16 protein-coding genes are annotated in these 17,010 nt (G+C 40.0%); 4 read left to right on the plus strand and 12 right to left on the minus strand.

From position 1 onward, the window contains the following. Positions 1–253: 253 nt before the first annotated feature. Positions 254–715, plus strand: a complete 462-nt coding sequence (locus LPB220_RS10810) for a hypothetical protein (protein ID WP_024054733.1) — start codon at positions 254–256, stop codon at positions 713–715. A gap of 262 nt (positions 716–977) precedes the next feature. On the opposite strand, the gene LPB220_RS07870 is transcribed toward LPB220_RS10810, so the two are convergent. The 5 genes from LPB220_RS07870 to yycF all read right to left on the minus strand — a co-directional run bounded on the left by LPB220_RS07870 (position 978) and on the right by yycF (position 4,965). After that, positions 978–1,364 carry a YbaN family protein gene (locus tag LPB220_RS07870; protein ID WP_150906393.1) on the minus strand — a complete coding sequence of 129 codons (387 nt, stop codon included), beginning with the start codon at positions 1,362–1,364 and terminating at the stop codon, positions 978–980. Positions 1,365–1,397: 33 nt separating this feature from the next. After that, positions 1,398–1,943: a hypothetical protein gene (locus LPB220_RS07875; RefSeq protein ID WP_049497366.1), complete on the minus strand. Its 546-nt coding sequence runs from the start codon at positions 1,941–1,943 to the stop codon at positions 1,398–1,400. Between the two features lie 158 nt (positions 1,944–2,101). Then, the gene (locus tag LPB220_RS07880) at positions 2,102–2,911 is read right to left on the minus strand and encodes an MBL fold metallo-hydrolase (protein WP_150906394.1); all 810 of its coding nucleotides are present in this window, start codon (positions 2,909–2,911) and stop codon (positions 2,102–2,104) included. Between the two features lie 7 nt (positions 2,912–2,918). Further along, positions 2,919–4,271 carry a cell wall metabolism sensor histidine kinase VicK gene (gene vicK / locus LPB220_RS07885; protein WP_061591303.1) on the minus strand — a complete coding sequence of 451 codons (1,353 nt, stop codon included), beginning with the start codon at positions 4,269–4,271 and terminating at the stop codon, positions 2,919–2,921. Beyond that, positions 4,264–4,965 carry a response regulator YycF gene (gene yycF / locus LPB220_RS07890; protein WP_003008151.1) on the minus strand — a complete coding sequence of 234 codons (702 nt, stop codon included), beginning with the start codon at positions 4,963–4,965 and terminating at the stop codon, positions 4,264–4,266. Before yycF ends, vicK begins: the two co-directional genes overlap by 8 nt. Before the next feature lie 504 nt (positions 4,966–5,469). Here yycF and LPB220_RS07895 point away from each other — a divergent pair. Further along, positions 5,470–6,519, plus strand: a complete 1,050-nt coding sequence (locus LPB220_RS07895; protein ID WP_150906395.1) for a DUF389 domain-containing protein — start codon at positions 5,470–5,472, stop codon at positions 6,517–6,519. A 211-nt stretch (positions 6,520–6,730) separates the two neighbouring features. Here LPB220_RS07895 and thrS read toward each other — a convergent pair whose 3' ends face one another. From thrS to LPB220_RS07915, 4 genes are all read right to left on the minus strand, one after another. Further along, the gene (gene thrS, locus LPB220_RS07900; RefSeq protein ID WP_150906396.1) at positions 6,731–8,674 is read right to left on the minus strand and encodes a threonine--tRNA ligase; all 1,944 of its coding nucleotides are present in this window, start codon (positions 8,672–8,674) and stop codon (positions 6,731–6,733) included. A 353-nt stretch (positions 8,675–9,027) separates the two neighbouring features. Next, positions 9,028–10,350 (minus strand): glycosyltransferase family 4 protein, encoded by a 1,323-nt coding sequence (locus LPB220_RS07905; RefSeq protein WP_021153617.1) that lies wholly within the window; start codon positions 10,348–10,350, stop codon positions 9,028–9,030. Position 10,351: 1 nt separating this feature from the next. Continuing rightward, positions 10,352–11,350, minus strand: a complete 999-nt coding sequence (locus tag LPB220_RS07910) for a glycosyltransferase family 4 protein (protein ID WP_003008161.1) — start codon at positions 11,348–11,350, stop codon at positions 10,352–10,354. Between the two features lie 102 nt (positions 11,351–11,452). After that, on the minus strand, positions 11,453–12,040 hold the full coding sequence (locus tag LPB220_RS07915) for a class I SAM-dependent methyltransferase (protein WP_021153618.1): 588 nt from the start codon (positions 12,038–12,040) through the stop codon (positions 11,453–11,455). 156 nt (positions 12,041–12,196) lie between these two features. Between LPB220_RS07915 and LPB220_RS07920 the strand changes: the two genes are divergently transcribed. Further along, positions 12,197–12,787 (plus strand): TetR/AcrR family transcriptional regulator, encoded by a 591-nt coding sequence (locus LPB220_RS07920; RefSeq protein WP_024055141.1) that lies wholly within the window; start codon positions 12,197–12,199, stop codon positions 12,785–12,787. A 161-nt stretch (positions 12,788–12,948) separates the two neighbouring features. On the opposite strand, the gene ccpA is transcribed toward LPB220_RS07920, so the two are convergent. Next, positions 12,949–13,953 (minus strand): catabolite control protein A, encoded by a 1,005-nt coding sequence (ccpA, locus tag LPB220_RS07925; RefSeq protein WP_150906397.1) that lies wholly within the window; start codon positions 13,951–13,953, stop codon positions 12,949–12,951. Positions 13,954–14,113: 160 nt separating this feature from the next. Between ccpA and LPB220_RS07930 the strand changes: the two genes are divergently transcribed. Further along, the gene (locus LPB220_RS07930; RefSeq protein WP_021153620.1) at positions 14,114–15,196 is read left to right on the plus strand and encodes a M24 family metallopeptidase; all 1,083 of its coding nucleotides are present in this window, start codon (positions 14,114–14,116) and stop codon (positions 15,194–15,196) included. A gap of 240 nt (positions 15,197–15,436) precedes the next feature. Here the strand turns inward: LPB220_RS07930 and LPB220_RS07940 are convergent, their stop codons facing one another. Further along, the gene (locus tag LPB220_RS07940; RefSeq protein ID WP_150906398.1) at positions 15,437–15,886 is read right to left on the minus strand and encodes an Rrf2 family transcriptional regulator; all 450 of its coding nucleotides are present in this window, start codon (positions 15,884–15,886) and stop codon (positions 15,437–15,439) included. A 112-nt stretch (positions 15,887–15,998) separates the two neighbouring features. Then, positions 15,999–16,841 carry a metallophosphoesterase family protein gene (locus tag LPB220_RS07945; RefSeq protein WP_150906399.1) on the minus strand — a complete coding sequence of 281 codons (843 nt, stop codon included), beginning with the start codon at positions 16,839–16,841 and terminating at the stop codon, positions 15,999–16,001. Positions 16,842–17,010: the final 169 nt, after the last annotated feature.

Genomic DNA, 17,010 nt, shown 5'->3' on the forward strand with positions numbered 1-17,010 from the left:
TACGGTTAGTTGATTCACTATGTTTTAGGTGTGTTTGGATATCGATCCAATAAGTTGAATACCACGTTTTGTAAATTTACTCCATGAATTTTAACTTTCTTCAACTGGCGCATTTCTATATCTTACCAACTTAATACCCACTTCTTATAGTGAATTTTATTTCTTTACCTCGTTATTATTTCATTCCCTTTCGTTATTTGATATAATTAAAACAAAAAAGTTTGGGATTGAAATAATAATAAGGAGTATTACTATGAAAATAGGAGTTAGAAAACCCAGTCTTTCAAAGAGTTTAAAAGCTCGGACAACATCGAAATTAAAGAGACAGGTTAAACGAGCAATCATTCCAACATACGGCCAAAAAGGGACAGGCCTTATTAAAGATCCTAAACGTGCAATATACAATAAGGTATATAACAAAACTACTGTGGATGCTTTCAGCAGTGTTAAAAAAGGAAATATAAATTACCAACGAACAAATCGTGGTCTTTATACATATAGAGGGGCAAAGGTATATCCAGCTTCTTCTTGGTATTTTCCTGTAGGATTATCTGCATTTTGTAGCCTTTTATACTTTACCATCAACCCTGTTATCGCTTGTATTTTTTTGATTATCACACTCATTCTCTTTGTTAAGAAAATAAAAAATAATCCTTTCAAGACGCAAAAGGATATACAAGAAATGTTAGAAAAGATAACTGAGTTAGAACAATGATATAATAGATACATATCACAATAAGAGATATTTAATAAAAGATGGATCAACTCTTAAATATACTTTAATCATATTTAAGAGTTGATCCTTTTATAGAAAACTAAAAATCCTAAAGTAGATCGCTTATTAAAATTTCCCGAAGCGTAGTCAAAAACGTATTCATTACACGAAAGCTCTTGATACACAAGGGTTTTTATTTTTATACAAAAAAGAAGCACGAATGCACTTCTTTTCCTAGTTCTAGGGCCTGAATTCTCCAATTTTAATCAGGATTTTCTTCTGTTGGATTTTCAGGCTTATTAGGGATCACTTTTAAGAGATAATAGGTGATAAAAATCGTCAAAGCCCCTAGAGCAAGCTTCACCCAAATAATCGGTGCCAGATAGATCGAAATCCCCATCAGAATGTAGATCTGAAGAAGGATCCATTTCTTCCGTTCTTTGACAATCGATTTGGTCTCTCGGTAATCCGCTACATAGGTTTGATAAAGCTTGGTTTGGTAGAGCCAAGTTTCAAAGCGTTTGGAACTTTTAGCAAAGCAGGCCATCGATAGCAATAAAAAGGGAGTCGTCGGTAAAATTGGCAATGGAATCCCAATAATTCCTAGTCCCAATGATATAAAACCAATCGTAAGATAAACAAGGCGCATTTACTTCTCCTTTGTATGTTTCTTGTTTCATAATCACTCTACAGTGTTCACATCTGACATTAGAAGCTTCATCTTAGATGGATCTGACATTCCATCCACAATATTCTGTTGTTCCTCATTTAATGGCAATAATATTATAGTTGCTGTATGAGAAGGTAATTCCCCACTATCCTTGATAAAATAGCTAACCTTTTGATTCTCAAAAATAGCCTTTCCATCATAAGACCAGGTAATTGAAAAGTTCAAATCTTTCTTGATATCTACATCTGTCTTATTGACCAGCATGAGTGCCGCCCTGCCATCTGAAACAGCCCCGGTAAAATAGATCGCCATATTCCCCTCGCTACCAACTTCAGGATGTTCTTTAACCAATTTCTTCCCTAACTCAATAAGATCAGACGTCTTTCCTTCATTTTGAGGGGCCACCACAAATTTCAATTCTTTTTCTTTTTTAGAAGACTCTGATACTTTTGTTTCCTTCGCCGTTTGAGTGGAGGTTGACTCTTTCGTATCTTGCTTAGACTGACTACAAGCTGTTAAAGCAACTAAACTTGCCAGTAATAACATCATCTTTTTCATTTTTCATTTCTCCTCTTCTTTGATTGTACAAAACGTGACTCTCATTCAGAATTCGCTCTTTCTTATCATACACAAATTTAGGGCAAAGAGCAAATTCATCACTAAATGAAAGGATTTTAATCAGAAATCAAAAAACCACCCGTAGGTGGTTCTCTATCTTATATCTTCGTCAAAGGAGTCGCGGTGTCTGGTGAGGTATCCAGCACCTCAAAATCATGACCGACTGCTAGATCTGCTCTGGCCAGTTGATTCTCCATGGTCATATGGGCCAATTCTTTGATATTGTTCTCTTTTGACAAATGTCCCAAATAAATCTTCTTGGTGCGATTCCCCAAGGTTCGGATCATGGCATCCGCACCGTCTTCGTTAGAAAGGTGGCCTAAATCAGACAAGATCCGCTGCTTCAAGCGCCAAGCATACGAACCTGCTCGAAGGATCTCTACATCATGGTTGGACTCAATCAGATAGCCATCCGCATCCGCGACAATACCTGCCAAGCGATCGCTCACATAGCCCGTATCCGTCAGCATGACAAAGCTCTTCCCATCCTTCATCAAGCGATAAAATTGAGGGGCTGCAGCATCGTGACTAACGCCAAAGCTCTCAATATCAATATCTCCGAAAGTCATGGTCTTGCCCATTTCAAAGATATGCTTTTGAGCATCATCGACCTTTCCTAGATACTTGGTCCCTTCCATAGCCTTCCAAGTGGCTTCATTAGCATATAGATCCATACCATATTTCCTCGCTAAAACACCCACACCATGGATATGGTCTGAGTGTTCGTGCGTAATCAGAATGGCATCTAAATCTTCTGGTTTGCGATCAATTTCAGCCAATAGTCCCGTAATCTTTTTCCCTGAGAGACCTGCATCAATGAGCAGTTTTTTCTTTGGTGTCTCAAGGTAGAAAGAATTTCCACTAGAACCTGAAGCTAAAATACTGTACTTAAATCCCTCTTCTGTCATTGACTCCTTATTCTTCCTCTTCTGTATCCCAGTCGTCTTTAATCGCATCTTTGTCGTACGGCAAGACAATGGTAAAGGTAGATCCCTTACCATATTCACTCTTGGCCCAAATAAAGCCTTTGTGTTGCTTAATGATCTCCTTAGCAATGGCTAAGCCCAGACCAGTCCCACCTTGGGCCCGGCTACGCGCCTTATCCACTCGGTAAAAGCGATCAAAAATGCGTGGCAAGTCTTTCTTGGGAATTCCCAAGCCCTCATCTGAGATAGAGATAATCAACTGGGCATCTGTTGTTTTCATCCCTACCTTGATTTTCCCACCATCGGGTGAGTATTTGATGGCATTGTTCAAGATATTGTCGATTACCTGGGTCATTTTATCCGTATCTATTTCAACCCAAATCGGGGTGATTGGATATTCACGGATCAGTTCATACTTCTTGGTATCTTCTTGCGATTGACTCTTGATCTTATCAAACCGGTTTAAAATAAAGGTAATAAAGGCTGTAAAGTTGGTCAACTCGATGTCCAACTGACTAGTTTCATTATCGATTCGTGACAAGCTCAAAAGATCTGTGACCATACGCATCATGCGGTTGGTTTCATTCAGTGAAACCTTGACAAAATCTGGTGCCACCGGCTCTGACAAAGCGCCATCATCTAGGGCTTCCAGATAGGATTTCACACTGGTCAAAGGTGTTCGCAGTTCATGACTCACATTGGAGACAAAGAGGCGACGTTCCCGTTCTTCCTTGTCCTGCTCTGTCGTATCGTGCAAGACAGCTACCAGACCAGAGATAAAACCTGACTCGCGACGAATCAAGGCAAAGCGCACACGAAGGCTTAAGTACTCCCCATTTTCATCCTGGGAATCGATGGTTAACTCTGGTACTTCAGTAATCAAGCTTCGCAGATCATAGTCGTCTCCAAGCGAAAGCAAATCAAGAATACTGGTATTGAGAACCTCATCTGGATTAACATTCAATTGCTTGGCTGCCATTTCATTGACCATGATGATCTGACCGCGTCTGTTGGTCGCAAGCACCCCATCTGTCATATAAGAAAGGATACTGGTCAAACGCTTGGTTTCTTGTTCCAAGTTTTCATGCGTCAGGCGAATAACCTCCGACAGATCATTGATACTATTGGTCATATCCGTCAGTTCTGGACTTCCTTGCATGTCGACCACTTCGGAATAGTCCCCTGCAATCAGATCCTTAATTTTGGCGTTTAATTGTCTGAGCTTGATATTGTCCCTACGGTTTTCTAGCAAAAGCAAGGCTACCACAATGATAAACCCAACCGTAATCAGAACAAAGACAAAGTTCGACGACATTACAAATTGTTTTAGTTGATCAATCATTGTTTCTCATATAATATCCGACACCACGGCGGGTCAAGATATATTCTGGACGTCCCGGTGTGTCCTCGATTTTTTCACGCAAACGACGAACTGTCACGTCCACTGTCCGAACATCACCAAAGTAATCATAGCCCCACACCGTCTCAAGAAGGTGTTCACGGGTCATCACTTGACCGACATGGGTCGCAAGGTGATAGAGCAATTCAAATTCGCGATGGGTCAAGTCCAATTCTTTGTTGCCTTTTTGAACCAAGAAAGCATCTGGAAGAATGTGAAGATCACCAATGACAATTTCCGTATCGGCCTCATTTTCAAGTTGAGGATCAGCCGCAAACTCCGAACGACGCAACAAGGCTTTCACACGCGCTTGCAATTCCCGATTCGAGAAGGGTTTGGTTACATAGTCATCCGCCCCGATTTCAAGCCCAATGACCTTATCAAATTCCGTATCCTTAGCAGATAGGACAATGATCGGCACATTGCTAGTCTTACGAATCGTCCGCGCCACTTCCAAGCCATCAATCTCTGGCAACATCAAATCTAGAATAATGATATCCGGATTTTCAGCCGCAAAGACCTCTAAAGCTTCCCGACCATCAAAGGCTGTCAATACCTCATAGCCTTCTTTTGCCATGTTAAATTTGATAATATCTGAAATTGGTTTTTCATCATCAACTACTAATATTTTTTTCATCTTACATACCCGTTTCTAATGCTACTTTTCCTTATCAATCTCTATCTTCTTATTATATCAAACTTATGAAGAAATGTGGAGTCTCAATTGCTGGACTTTCCAATAAGACAAAGCAAAAAGGCTGAGATCATGAAATCTCAATCTTTTCTTTGTTCATTATTTCTCAACACGTGATTTGTTGGAGATATCAGCTAGGATTGCTACTACAAACTCATCATGTTTAAACATTAAAACGGTATCTATTTTCAGAGGAGATATCGTTTTTCTTCTTATTCGGATAAGGATACAAAAATTACTTCCTTTCTCTATCTTTTAAATCAATTGATTTCTTCAGAGAAAGACTGTAAAATTTTTGATATAATGTCAAGGATGGACTGATGGATAGTTAAAAGATAATGTTCAAAAGAATCATAGGTAAGAATTAAAAACATGTCAGTTTGGACAGAAGGCTCTCTACCATCATCCATGCAGAAACAAGATTATATGAAATAAAAGGAGTAACCAATGTCCGGAAACTATTCAACACGTGAATTCCGCGAGAAACTATATGATGACCTTCATGTTCGATTAAGAGATACAATGATTTTGATGTGTTCGATTTTTATTGCCTCTATAGGTCTAAATATGAATTCAACAGCTGTCATTATTGGAGCCATGCTGATTTCCCCTCTTATGACACCGATTATTGGACTGGGGTTTGGTTTAGCTATTTTTGATACGCGTTTAATCAAGCAATCTCTACAGGTTTTATTTACTCAAGTATTGGTCAGTTTGCTTGTCTCGACTCTATATTTCTGGATTTCTCCCTTATCTTATGCAAGTAGCGAATTGATTGCACGAACCTCTCCAACCATTTGGGATGTTCTCATTGCTATTGCGGGTGGGATAGCAGGTGTCATTGGTTCAAGAAAAAAAGAAGCAAACAATATCGTGCCAGGAGTAGCTATCGCAACAGCTCTGATGCCACCTATCTGCACTGCAGGCTATGGTTTAGCTAATGGAAATGTACGATTTTTATTTGGGGCTCTCTATCTTTTCTTGATCAACTGTGTCTTTATCATGCTAATCAATATTGTTGGAACAAGAATTATGATGAGACAATCTCCCTTAAGTTCATTTAAAGAGCTAAACATGAAAATGAGAATTGGGTTGATCTCCTTGATTGTATTATTGGTTCTTCCAGCCAGCTATTCAGCAGTCACTCTGACGATGGATCAAGCACGAAAAGAAGGGATCAAACAGTTTGTAGGAAAAGAGTTTGCCAATCATACGATCATTAATCAAGTCTACAAGTCAAGTAGCAATGAATTGGTCTTGACAGTTGTTGGAGATCCGATTTCAGAAGAAGAATTAGAAACCATTCGCCAAAAACAAGACTCTTACGGTATTCAATCTGTTCAATTGAAAGTCAATCAAGTACATAATTCGACAAAATTAGATAGTGAGACGACCAAGGAATTTTACGAAAACATTGACAAGTATATCGATCAAAAACTCTCTGAAAAAGATTCACAAAACGATCTCGTAAAAGAAAATGAAGCAGACAAGGATTGAGGATAGTCAACTTATCTAACTCATGGAAGCAAATCTTGGGAGGATATCCTATATCCAAAAGTTCATGGATAGAAAGGATTGTTGATGAGGATACTATTTGTGGCGATTTGACCGATCACTACTAGCTCAGGTTAAACAAAATAGAAAAATCAACAACTGAAATAGTTGTTGCTTTTTCTTACTAAAAAATATTTATCAGACTGTGATCGTTTTATTTCTCAACACGAGATTTATTTGCAATATCTGCAAGAATCAATTCTACAAATGTATCTACCGGCATGGTTTCTGTTTCTTTTTGACCATAACGGCGAACGTTTACAGCCTGCTCTTCCATTTCCTTGTCACCAACGATTAATTGGTAAGGAATTTTTTGAGTTTGAGAAGCACGAATCTTGAACTGCATTTTCTCATTGCGTTCGTCTACATCGGCACGGACACCACGGTCACGAAGTTTCTTAGCTACTTCCCAAGCGTAGTCCACGTGTTTTTCGTTCGATACTGGGATGAGAGTTACTTGGTGAGGGGCAAGCCAGGTTGGGAAAGCTCCCTTGTAGTTTTCAATCAAGATCGCAGTAAAGCGTTCCATGGTTGAGATTACCCCACGGTGGATCATGACTGGACGGTGTTCTTCCCCGTCTGCTCCAATGTAATGAAGATCAAAGCGTTCTGGAAGCAAGAAGTCCAATTGGATCGTAGAAAGAGTTTCTTCTTTACCAAGAGCTGTTTTCACTTGGATATCCAATTTTGGTCCGTAGAAGGCTGCTTCTCCTTCAGCTTCATAGTACTCAACACCCATATCATCAACGGCTGCTTTCAACATGCGTTGAGCATTTTCCCACATTTCATCGTTATCAAAGTATTTGTGTTTGTCTTCAGGATCACGGTAAGACAAGCGGAAACGATAATCTGTCAAGTTAAAGTCTTCATAAACATCGATGATCAATTGAAGGATCTTCTTGAATTCTTCCTCGATTTGTTCTGGAGCCACAAAAGTATGACCATCATTCAGAGACATTTCACGCACACGTTGAAGACCAGTCAAAGCACCAGATTTTTCATAACGGTGCATCATACCGATTTCAGCGATACGGATTGGCAATTCACGGTAAGAGTGCACATGATGTTTGTAGACTTCAATGTGGTGAGGACAGTTCATTGGACGAAGAACAAACTCTTCTCCATCCCCCATATCCATTGGTGGGAACATGTCTTCACGGTAGTGATCCCAGTGACCTGAAGTTTTATACAGTTCTACAGAAGCAATTGGTGGAGTGTAGACGTGTTGGTAGCCTGCTGCTACTTCTTTATCAACGATATAGCGTTCCAACTCACGACGGATGGTCGCACCATTTGGCAACCAGAATGGAAGACCTTGACCAACTTCTTGAGAAATCATGAAGAGGTCAAGCTCTTTACCAAGTTTACGGTGGTCACGTTCCTTAGCTTCTTCACGCATTTGAAGGTAGTTCTTCAAGTCTTTCTTGTCAAACCAAGCAGTACCATAGATCCGTTGCATCATCGCATTGTCGCTATTCCCACGCCAGTAAGCACCAGCAACGTTCAGAAGGTGGAAGATTTGGATGCGACCAGTTGATGGGACGTGTGGTCCACGGCAAAGGTCAACGTATTCACCTTGACGGTAGATGGTCAACCCACCTTCGTCTTCTGAATGTTCTTCGATCAATTCTAATTTGTACGGATCATTTTTGAAGATTTCACGCGCTTCATCTTTGGTCACTTCTTCACGAACAGATGGGAAGTTTTCTTTCACGATTTTCTTCATTTCTTCTTCGATACGAGGAAGGTCTTCGTTAGAGATTTGACCAGCTTGGTTGTCTGTATCGTAGTAGAAACCATCTTCAATCGCTGGACCAACACCCAAGTGGATATCTGGGAAGAGGCGACGAGCTGCTTGGGCAAACAAGTGAGCTGCTGAGTGACGCAAGATGGGAAGAGCGTCTTCGTGATCAGGTGTCACGATTTCAATGCTTCCATCTTCAGTGATAGCACGAGTTGTGTCAATCAATTTGCCGTTGAATTTACCAGCAAGAGCTTTTTTAGCCAAAGAATTGCTGATAGATTGGGCAATTTCAAAAGTAGTAACGCCAGATTCGAATTCACGAACAGCGCCATCTGGGAAAGTAATCTTAATCATGATTTTCTCCTTATAAAGTTTTTAGTAGCTAAATGGGTGGGAGGTGTCTTTGAACATTGGAATCGTCACTCCTTTTGATGTCTTCATGAAGAAATCAAAAAAGCGACCTCCTCGAAAGGACGTCGCAACGTGGTTCCACCTTCATTTATGTTCCTCAAAAAAGAGGGACACCTCTGATTGGCTCTAACGTAGCCACCGTTTTATGTTTGCATAAAAGAATCACGAGTAGTCCCAAACCTATCCTCTACGCGATTTCCAGCCCCACGCGCTCTCTATCAGATTTCCTAGATTTGATATGTCTCTGTCAGTTATTATAGCACGATTGAAAAATTTTGCAAGAAAAAGTTTCATTTTCAATCAAAGAAATGCGTGATTTTACGGATTTTCTTCACTTGTTTGACCGAAGCCTTCATCATCTTCACAGATCCATTGACCGGAAGAGCAATCACCTTGGTCGGGATTTTCACAATGGTCTTAGACATCCGCTTAACCCGACTTTGCTCAGGATTCAAATCATTTGAAAAGTCTTTAGAGATGATTTTATCCAAGTAAAATTCGTAGACCCGACGGCCAAAGGTTGCTGCAGAAATATCATCAATCTTTTCTGCCCACTTGGTCTCATCGATTGGAGGCATCTCCTCAATCGCTTCAAGAATCGCTTGTGCCAGATCACTCTCTTCATAAAAGAGCTTTCCAAACATAGGGTCATCAATCACATGATCGAGATAAGGATTGCCATGAGCGATGATCGGGGTACCACTCGCAATACTCTCTAAATAAGTCAACCCTTGCGTCTCACTCGTTGAAGCTGAAATAAAGAAGTCAGCCGCCTTATAGTAAAGAGCTGTCTCATTTGGTGGGATCATCCCTGTAAAGACAACCGCATCTGAAATCCCCAGTTTCGCCGCTTGTTTTTTCAAATCATCCAAATAAGGACCATCTCCAGCCACGATCAACTTAACTTTTGGATTGACCTTGAGGACATCAGGAAGAGCCGCAATAACAGCCTGAATATTCTTTTCATAAGAAACCCGCGACAGACTCAGTAAAAGCGTTTCATCTTCTGCGACTTCATATTTTTCACGAAGGGCTGCTGTCTCTGTCGGAGTGATTTCTGGTCGGTCAAACTTGGCCAAATCAATCCCTGTCGGAATAATGCGTTTTTCTGCCTTGACCTTGTACTTTTGGAGCAAGTCATAGACGATCTCACTAGGACAGATCACGCCGTCCAGATCATTCATATAACTTCTCACAATGTATTTGACCATACTTGGGCGAATGACCATGCCTCTTGCAATATAGCGGACATAGTCCTCATACTGGGTATGGTAGGTATGAATGACTGGAATCCGCAACTCGCGTCCAATCCACACTCCCAAAAGGCCCAGTGAAAACTCAGTCTGGGTATGGATAATATCCAGCTGGTATTGCTTGGCAATGGCAAGCGCCTTTGAGAAGCCACGATATGCAACGCGGCGGTCCTTAAAGGCGAAGAAAGGCACACTTGGAATCCGAATGATCTGCCAATCTTCATAGCGGTTGACATCTTTATCCGTTGTCGTAAAGATAAAGACCGTGTGACCCAATTTTTCTAATTCTGTTTTGAGCGTCCGAATACTGGTCGCCACTCCCGAAACTTGCGGGAAATAGGTATCTGTAAATAACCCTACACGCATCTTACATCTCCAAAACTGTTTGATAGGCTTCGACCAATTGATAAGCCACTAAGTCGATCGAACGACTTTCAGCGACCTTGTAGCCCGCCTCCCGCTTGTCTACTTGTCCGTTCAAGACCTTGTTCAAGGAATCCACAAATTCGTCTACATTATGGCACAATTCAGAAGACGTCTCGTCGATCCAGCCATTGTATACTGGAATATCCCGCAAGACCGTGTGCTGATGACTGGCCAAGGCTTCCAAAACAACGATTCCTTCTGTTTCTTCATAAGATGGGAAGAAGAAAGCATCTGAACCCGTCATGGCCCCTTGGAAGACCGCTCCCTTGAAGTAGCCAGGGAATTCCACATTACTTGGATGATCCTTTTCCACGATACGACGAATCTTACGCGGAATGATCCATTTGTTGATAGAACCTAGCCAGATAAAGCGCACATCCGGCATGCGACGAGCCACTTCTACGAAATCTTCAATCCCTTTGCGTTTAAAATAAAGCCCTGCACAGATGACAACCTTTTGGCCTTCTTGGATATTAAAATGCTTGCGAAAGACTTCTTCTTTTTTCGGATCCTTCTTGTATTTTTCCAAATCAATTCCATTGGAAACCGCGATAATCGGTGTGGTCACCCCATAAGACTGAATCAGGTGTTTGGAATACTCAGATGGCGTGATCACATAGTCTGCCTTTTGGTACATGTGAGCCAAATACTTCCCAAACAAGGGCGCAAAAAAGTTAGACCCGATAAAGGAATTTTCAAAATCCTCACGGGTTGAATGGCCATGCATGATGACTTTCTTTCCACGACGCTTTGCTGCATGGAGCAAAAGGAAACTCCGTGGGCCATAGGTATTGATATGCACCACATCATAATCTCCTAAAATATCTGTCGTATACGGAATCCCAGCCAAATCCAGCGCATGCATTTGATGCTGCAAGGCTCGACCAATTCCTGATTTTTGTAATACGGATTTTCCTTCTAAATACAGTAAAACTTTCATACTTTCTATTATACCGAAATAAAGAGTGCCCAGCAAGTCTCTACCTGTTTGCAGTATAAAAAAGAGGCTAGAACAGTTCTGTTCGAAATTTAAAATTCTATTTTATTTATATACGGTATACAAAATCCAATTGCGATTCTGTTTTTCCTCAATTTTTGAAAAACCAATACTTGTTAGTAACTGACTAAATTCATGACTTGTACGATAATCTGTCATATGATAATGTATTTTTTCTTTTTCAGAAGCAATTATCAAAGTAGAATTGCTGGACATGACTCTATAAACTTCTTGAAAACTCTTTTTTATATCCTTCCAAAAAATATGGGTCTGAATAGCAAATATTCTATCAAAATAGTTATTTTGATAAGGCATATTCTCCACATTTCCAATCTTAAGTTGGACACTACCTTTTCTTATGGAATCTGAATGAACACGTTGGGCAGTTCTATATGATTCCTTAGAAATATCAATACCATGAATCTCAAGATTTTTATTTAAAGCAAGAAGGTTCTTGATAGTACTCCCGCCACCGTAACCAATTTCTAAAATTCTATAATTATCTGAAATAGTAGTCTGTTTAATCGCCCAAAGACTAAGTTTTTTAAAATAGAATGACCATATTTTTGTGATGACTCTACCAATAAGACCACTAGGTTTTTGAGACTGCTTAATAAGAAATTCAGTTAACATTAAATATCTTCCCTCAATTATTATAAGTTTGAAATATCATTAATTATATTTCAAACTTAATTGTATTGTAAATATCAGATATCGTCAAGAATTAATGAAATAATCTGAGATAAATTTCAAAGTTGTGCTATAATTGATATCAAATGGAGTGTTCAAATGAATCAATATCAAAAAACAACAGAAAAAAAGAAGCAAGCTATTATTCAGTCTGCTCTTTCTTTATTTAAAGAAAAAGGGTTTAAAGAAACAAGTATACAATCAATTGCAAAAGTCGCAGAAGTTTCTCCTGTGTCAATCTACAATTACTTTGATAAGAAAGATAATTTAGTAGCTTTATGTATTAATGAATTGTTTAAAGACATCATACAAGAAGCTGAAAACATTCTACTCAGTAATATAGATTATAAATCAAAATTAAATCAAGCCTTAGCTTTATGTCAGAAAAAAATAAGCCAACAGATTTCTAACTACTTTCAAGAAAAAACGTTAGAGGATCCTACTTTTACGAAACTTATGACAAAAGCGATAGATGAGAAAAAGCGTGAAATATATCGTGCATATATTGAGCTAGGTAAAAATGAAAATATAATTGCTAAAGATTTGTCAACAGAGGTTATATTAAACGTCATGAGTGCTCTCAATAGCACAGGAAATCATCTATCTCCAAATAAAAACATAGAAGACGAAACAAAACAAATTCATCATATTTTGTTGTATGGTATTTTAACAAACTCTAGAACGATTTAATTGTAACTTACACATCAATATTTGAACCAACACTCATTCAATTTCACTTCATCATTACTTATGATTAATGACACATATAAAAAGAAGCTAGAACAGTTCTGTTCTAGCCTCTCAGACTAGTAGACACGTCTTCCCAAGTCGAGACTCTAGTCTACTAATCCTTATTTTTTGGTCGTTCCACGTTGGTTGATCGTATGAGACAACAGTACTTCGCGTTCTTCCAACTCTTCTTTGTGCATGATCTTGGTCAACATACGCATACTAATCGCACCAAGGTCATACAAGGGTTGGCCAATCGTTGATAGATTTGGACGCGTGTAACGAGTTACTTGTGAATCATCACTAGTAATGATTTCAAAGTCTTCTGGTACTTTGATACCGTGATCAGACAAGCCGTTCAAGAGACCTGCAGCCAATTCATCCCCTGTTACAAAGGCAGCTGTTGCTTTTGACGCAATGATGCGTTCTGCCAAGTTATAACCTTCATCGTAACGGTACTTGGATTCAAACACAAGTCCTTCGCTGTAGCTCAATTTTTTCGCTTTCAAAGCTTCTTTGTAGCCTGTCAAACGAATTTTTCCATTGATATCATCCACCAATGGGCCACTTACAAAAGCAATTTTCTTGTTGTGTTTTACCAACTGTGTAACAGCATCCACAGTCGCTTGCTTGTAGTCGATATTGACACTTGGTAATTGGTGTTCAACATCCACTGTACCAGCAAGAACAACTGGCGTACGAGAGCGTGAAAATTCTGAGCGAATCTTTTCTGTCAAATGATAGCCCATGAAAATGATCCCATCCACTTGTTTTGAAAAAAGGTTATTTACCACTGAAACTTCTTTGTCATCGTCTTCATCGCTATTTGCAAGAACAATATTGTACTTGTACATTTCAGCAATGTCATCGATCCCCTTAGCCAATGTAGAGAAATAGCTATTCGTGATGTTTGGAATCACAACACCGACTGTTGTGGTTTTCTTGCTAGCAAGACCACGCGCAACAGCATTTGGACGGTAATCCAAGCGTTCGATCACTTCTAAAACTTTTTTACGTGTATTTTCTTTAACGTTTTTATTTCCATTTACTACACGACTAACGGTTGCCATTGAAACCCCTGCTTCACGGGCGACATCATAAATTGTAACTGTATCGTCTGTATTCATAAGATTTCCTTTCATTGTTGAAAATTTCGTTTTCACTCTCTAATTAATCCTATTTTATCACTTATTGTAAACACTTTCAAGCATTTTGGTAAAATTTTGTAAACTCTTGCTTTTTTGGGGAAAATTTGACAAAATAGATCCATAGAAAGAAGGTAGCATTATGTCTAAATTAGATCAAATCGTCGATTTTCTTGAAACTGAAAAAACAGATGTCGCTGTTGTATCCGATCCTGTCACCATCAATTACCTGACTGGATTTTACAGTGATCCCCACGAACGCCAACTCTTCTTGTTCGTCTATACAGACCACGAACCCCTTCTCTTCGTTCCTGCACTTGAAGTGGAACGGGCGACTGCAGTTGTTGATTTCCAAGTGGTTGGCTATGTAGATTCTGAAAACCCTTGGGAAAAGATTAAAGGGGCTATCGCAAAACCCGATGCCAAAACCGTTGCACTTGAATATGATAACTTGATCCTTACCAAATACAATGGCTTGCGTACTGTCTTTGAAAAAGCGGAATTCACTAACTTGACACCACGGATTAACCGGATGCGCTTGATCAAATCTGCTGATGAGATCCAAAAAATGTTGGTGGCTGGTCAATATGCAGATAAGGCTGTCAATATGGGATTCGACGCCATCTCACTGGATAAAACAGAAACTGATATCGTAGCAGAAATCGACTTTGGTATCAAACGCTTGGGTTATGAAATGAGCTTTGAAACCATGGTTTTGACTGGAAATAATGCAGCTAACCCACACGGAATTCCTGGAAGCAACAAAGTCGAAAATGATGCCCTCTTGCTCTTTGACCTTGGCTGTATGGTGAATGGTTATGCGTCTGATATGACTCGTACTGTTGCTGTTGGAAAACCTGATGATTTCAAAAAAGAAATCTACCACTTGACGTTAGAAGCTCAACAAGCAGCCATTAACATGATCAAACCTGGTGTAACAGCACATGACGTAGACCGAGCTGCTCGAAGCGTCATTGAAAAAGCTGGTTATGGTGAGTACTTCAACCACCGCCTCGGACACGGGATCGGAATGGACGTGCATGAATTCCCTTCTATTATGGAAGGAAATGACATGGTACTTGAAGAAGGCATGTGCTTCTCAGTCGAACCAGGAATCTATATTCCAGGTAAAGTCGGTGTCCGTATCGAAGATTGTGGGTACGTCACAAAAGACGGATTTGGACTCTTCACTGAAACCAGCAAAGACTTACTTTACTTTGACTAATCCTTTAGTCGTTTCAATATATAACAAACATCTTGTTTCGTTAATAACTATAAAAAATGAGGCTGGGACAAAAGTCCTAGCCTCTTAATTATCTTTGGATTGTCGAGCAAGACGCAGTGGTTGAGTGGGCTCTACTACGCTAATTTCATCAGCTTTTACAGCCCTACTCAACTGTGCGGAGGTGGGACGACGAAATCGAATTCTAACGAATTACCGATTTCTGTCCCACTCTCTTTTTTCTTATGAAACCGATTCGAGTTTCATTCTTTTCTGCGTATCTTCTACGACGTCTTTTAAAGTGGTTTGGGACATTTCTTTTTCCATAGCAGTCTGAATGTCCTCAAGCTTCCCATCTAAAACATTGTGGATATTGTGGCCAATTGGGCAGGCTGGATTTGGATTGTCATGAAAACCAAATAATTGACCTGTCGAACCTAAGCATTCTACCGCTTGATAGATATCCAGCAGGCTGATCTCATCGGATGCTTTTGCGAGCTCAGCTCCGCCTGTCCCACGCGCTACATGGATCAATCCTGCTTTCTTCAACTGAGACAAGGTCTTTCGAATAATAACAGGGTTCACGCCGACACTTCCTGCCAAAAAATCACTGGTTACTTTTGTTTTTTCTCCTTGTAGAGCAATCATGATCAAGACATGAGTCCCAATGGTAAAGCGACTCGAAATTTGCATAACTTCACTCCTTTCTACCCGTTTTTGAAGGTAGAGTCTATTGAACAACCGTCAAGGGACGACTTCCGTTATTCCTATTATACTCTTTTCAGTTGTAATGTCAATAGTTACACTATTGAAAGAAGTCCTCTAACCAAGCATCGATTTCTCGATCATGACCTTCTCTCTGCTCAATCTCATGAAGAAGCTCATGATTGTGGGTATGATGAATGCCATTGACCAAACTTTCATAATACACTTGGTAATAAGGAAGATGGAGATCTTTTGCGAGTTGCAGTTCTTTTTGGACATCATAATCCACCCGTCTAAAATATACATCTTTTAGCCCCATTTGATCAAATTCAAGAATAGCATACATGGCCCGAAGGTCCTTGCGAAGATTCTTTTCCAGAAAGAAAGGCTGACCGATCGAGCCAGGATTGATGATCAGTTCTCCGCCTGTCCCGTAACGGAAAAACTGCTGGTGAATGTGTCCGTAGACTGCAATATCACAAGACGGGTTTGTCACCAAGCGGTCAAAATCCTTCTGGTCACCAATGTGAATCAATTCGCGACCCCAATTCTTATCGGGTAAGTGGTGGGTAATACCGATCTTTAAACCTGCGATTTCTCTATGGACCTGCATGGGCATTTCCTGCATGACTTCAATTTCCTGGGGTGTGATTTCTTCCAGAATATATTGACACTGGCGCATGAGGTAGCGATGACTGGGTCTGGTCTCATCCAACATCCCCCTCATAGCCCGCCAAAGACTATCTTCCCAGTTTCCAAGGACTTTGACCGTAATCGGTAGCTCCTCTAACAGCTCCAAGAGGGCCCGTCTCCCTGTCCCCGGCATCAAACTATCTCCCAAGAGCCAATATTCATCCACCTTGGCTTTTCGACTATCCTCTAGGACAGCTTCCAATGCTGTCGTATTTCCATGAATATCTGAAAGTAAAGCAATTTTAGTCATGATCTTCTCCTTCTCTCCATTATAACAAAGAGAAGAAAAACTTCCACCCAAAGGTGAAAGTTTTATGAACATTCCATGCTACCAGAAATGAAAAATAAGGATAGAGATCTTTATTGGACGATATCAGCCACGGACTTTGTATCTTATAAACGAACACGCCTCCAACTCT

It is taken from the genome of Streptococcus sp. LPB0220, from assembly GCF_008727815.1.
Taxonomy (GTDB): domain Bacteria; phylum Bacillota; class Bacilli; order Lactobacillales; family Streptococcaceae; genus Streptococcus.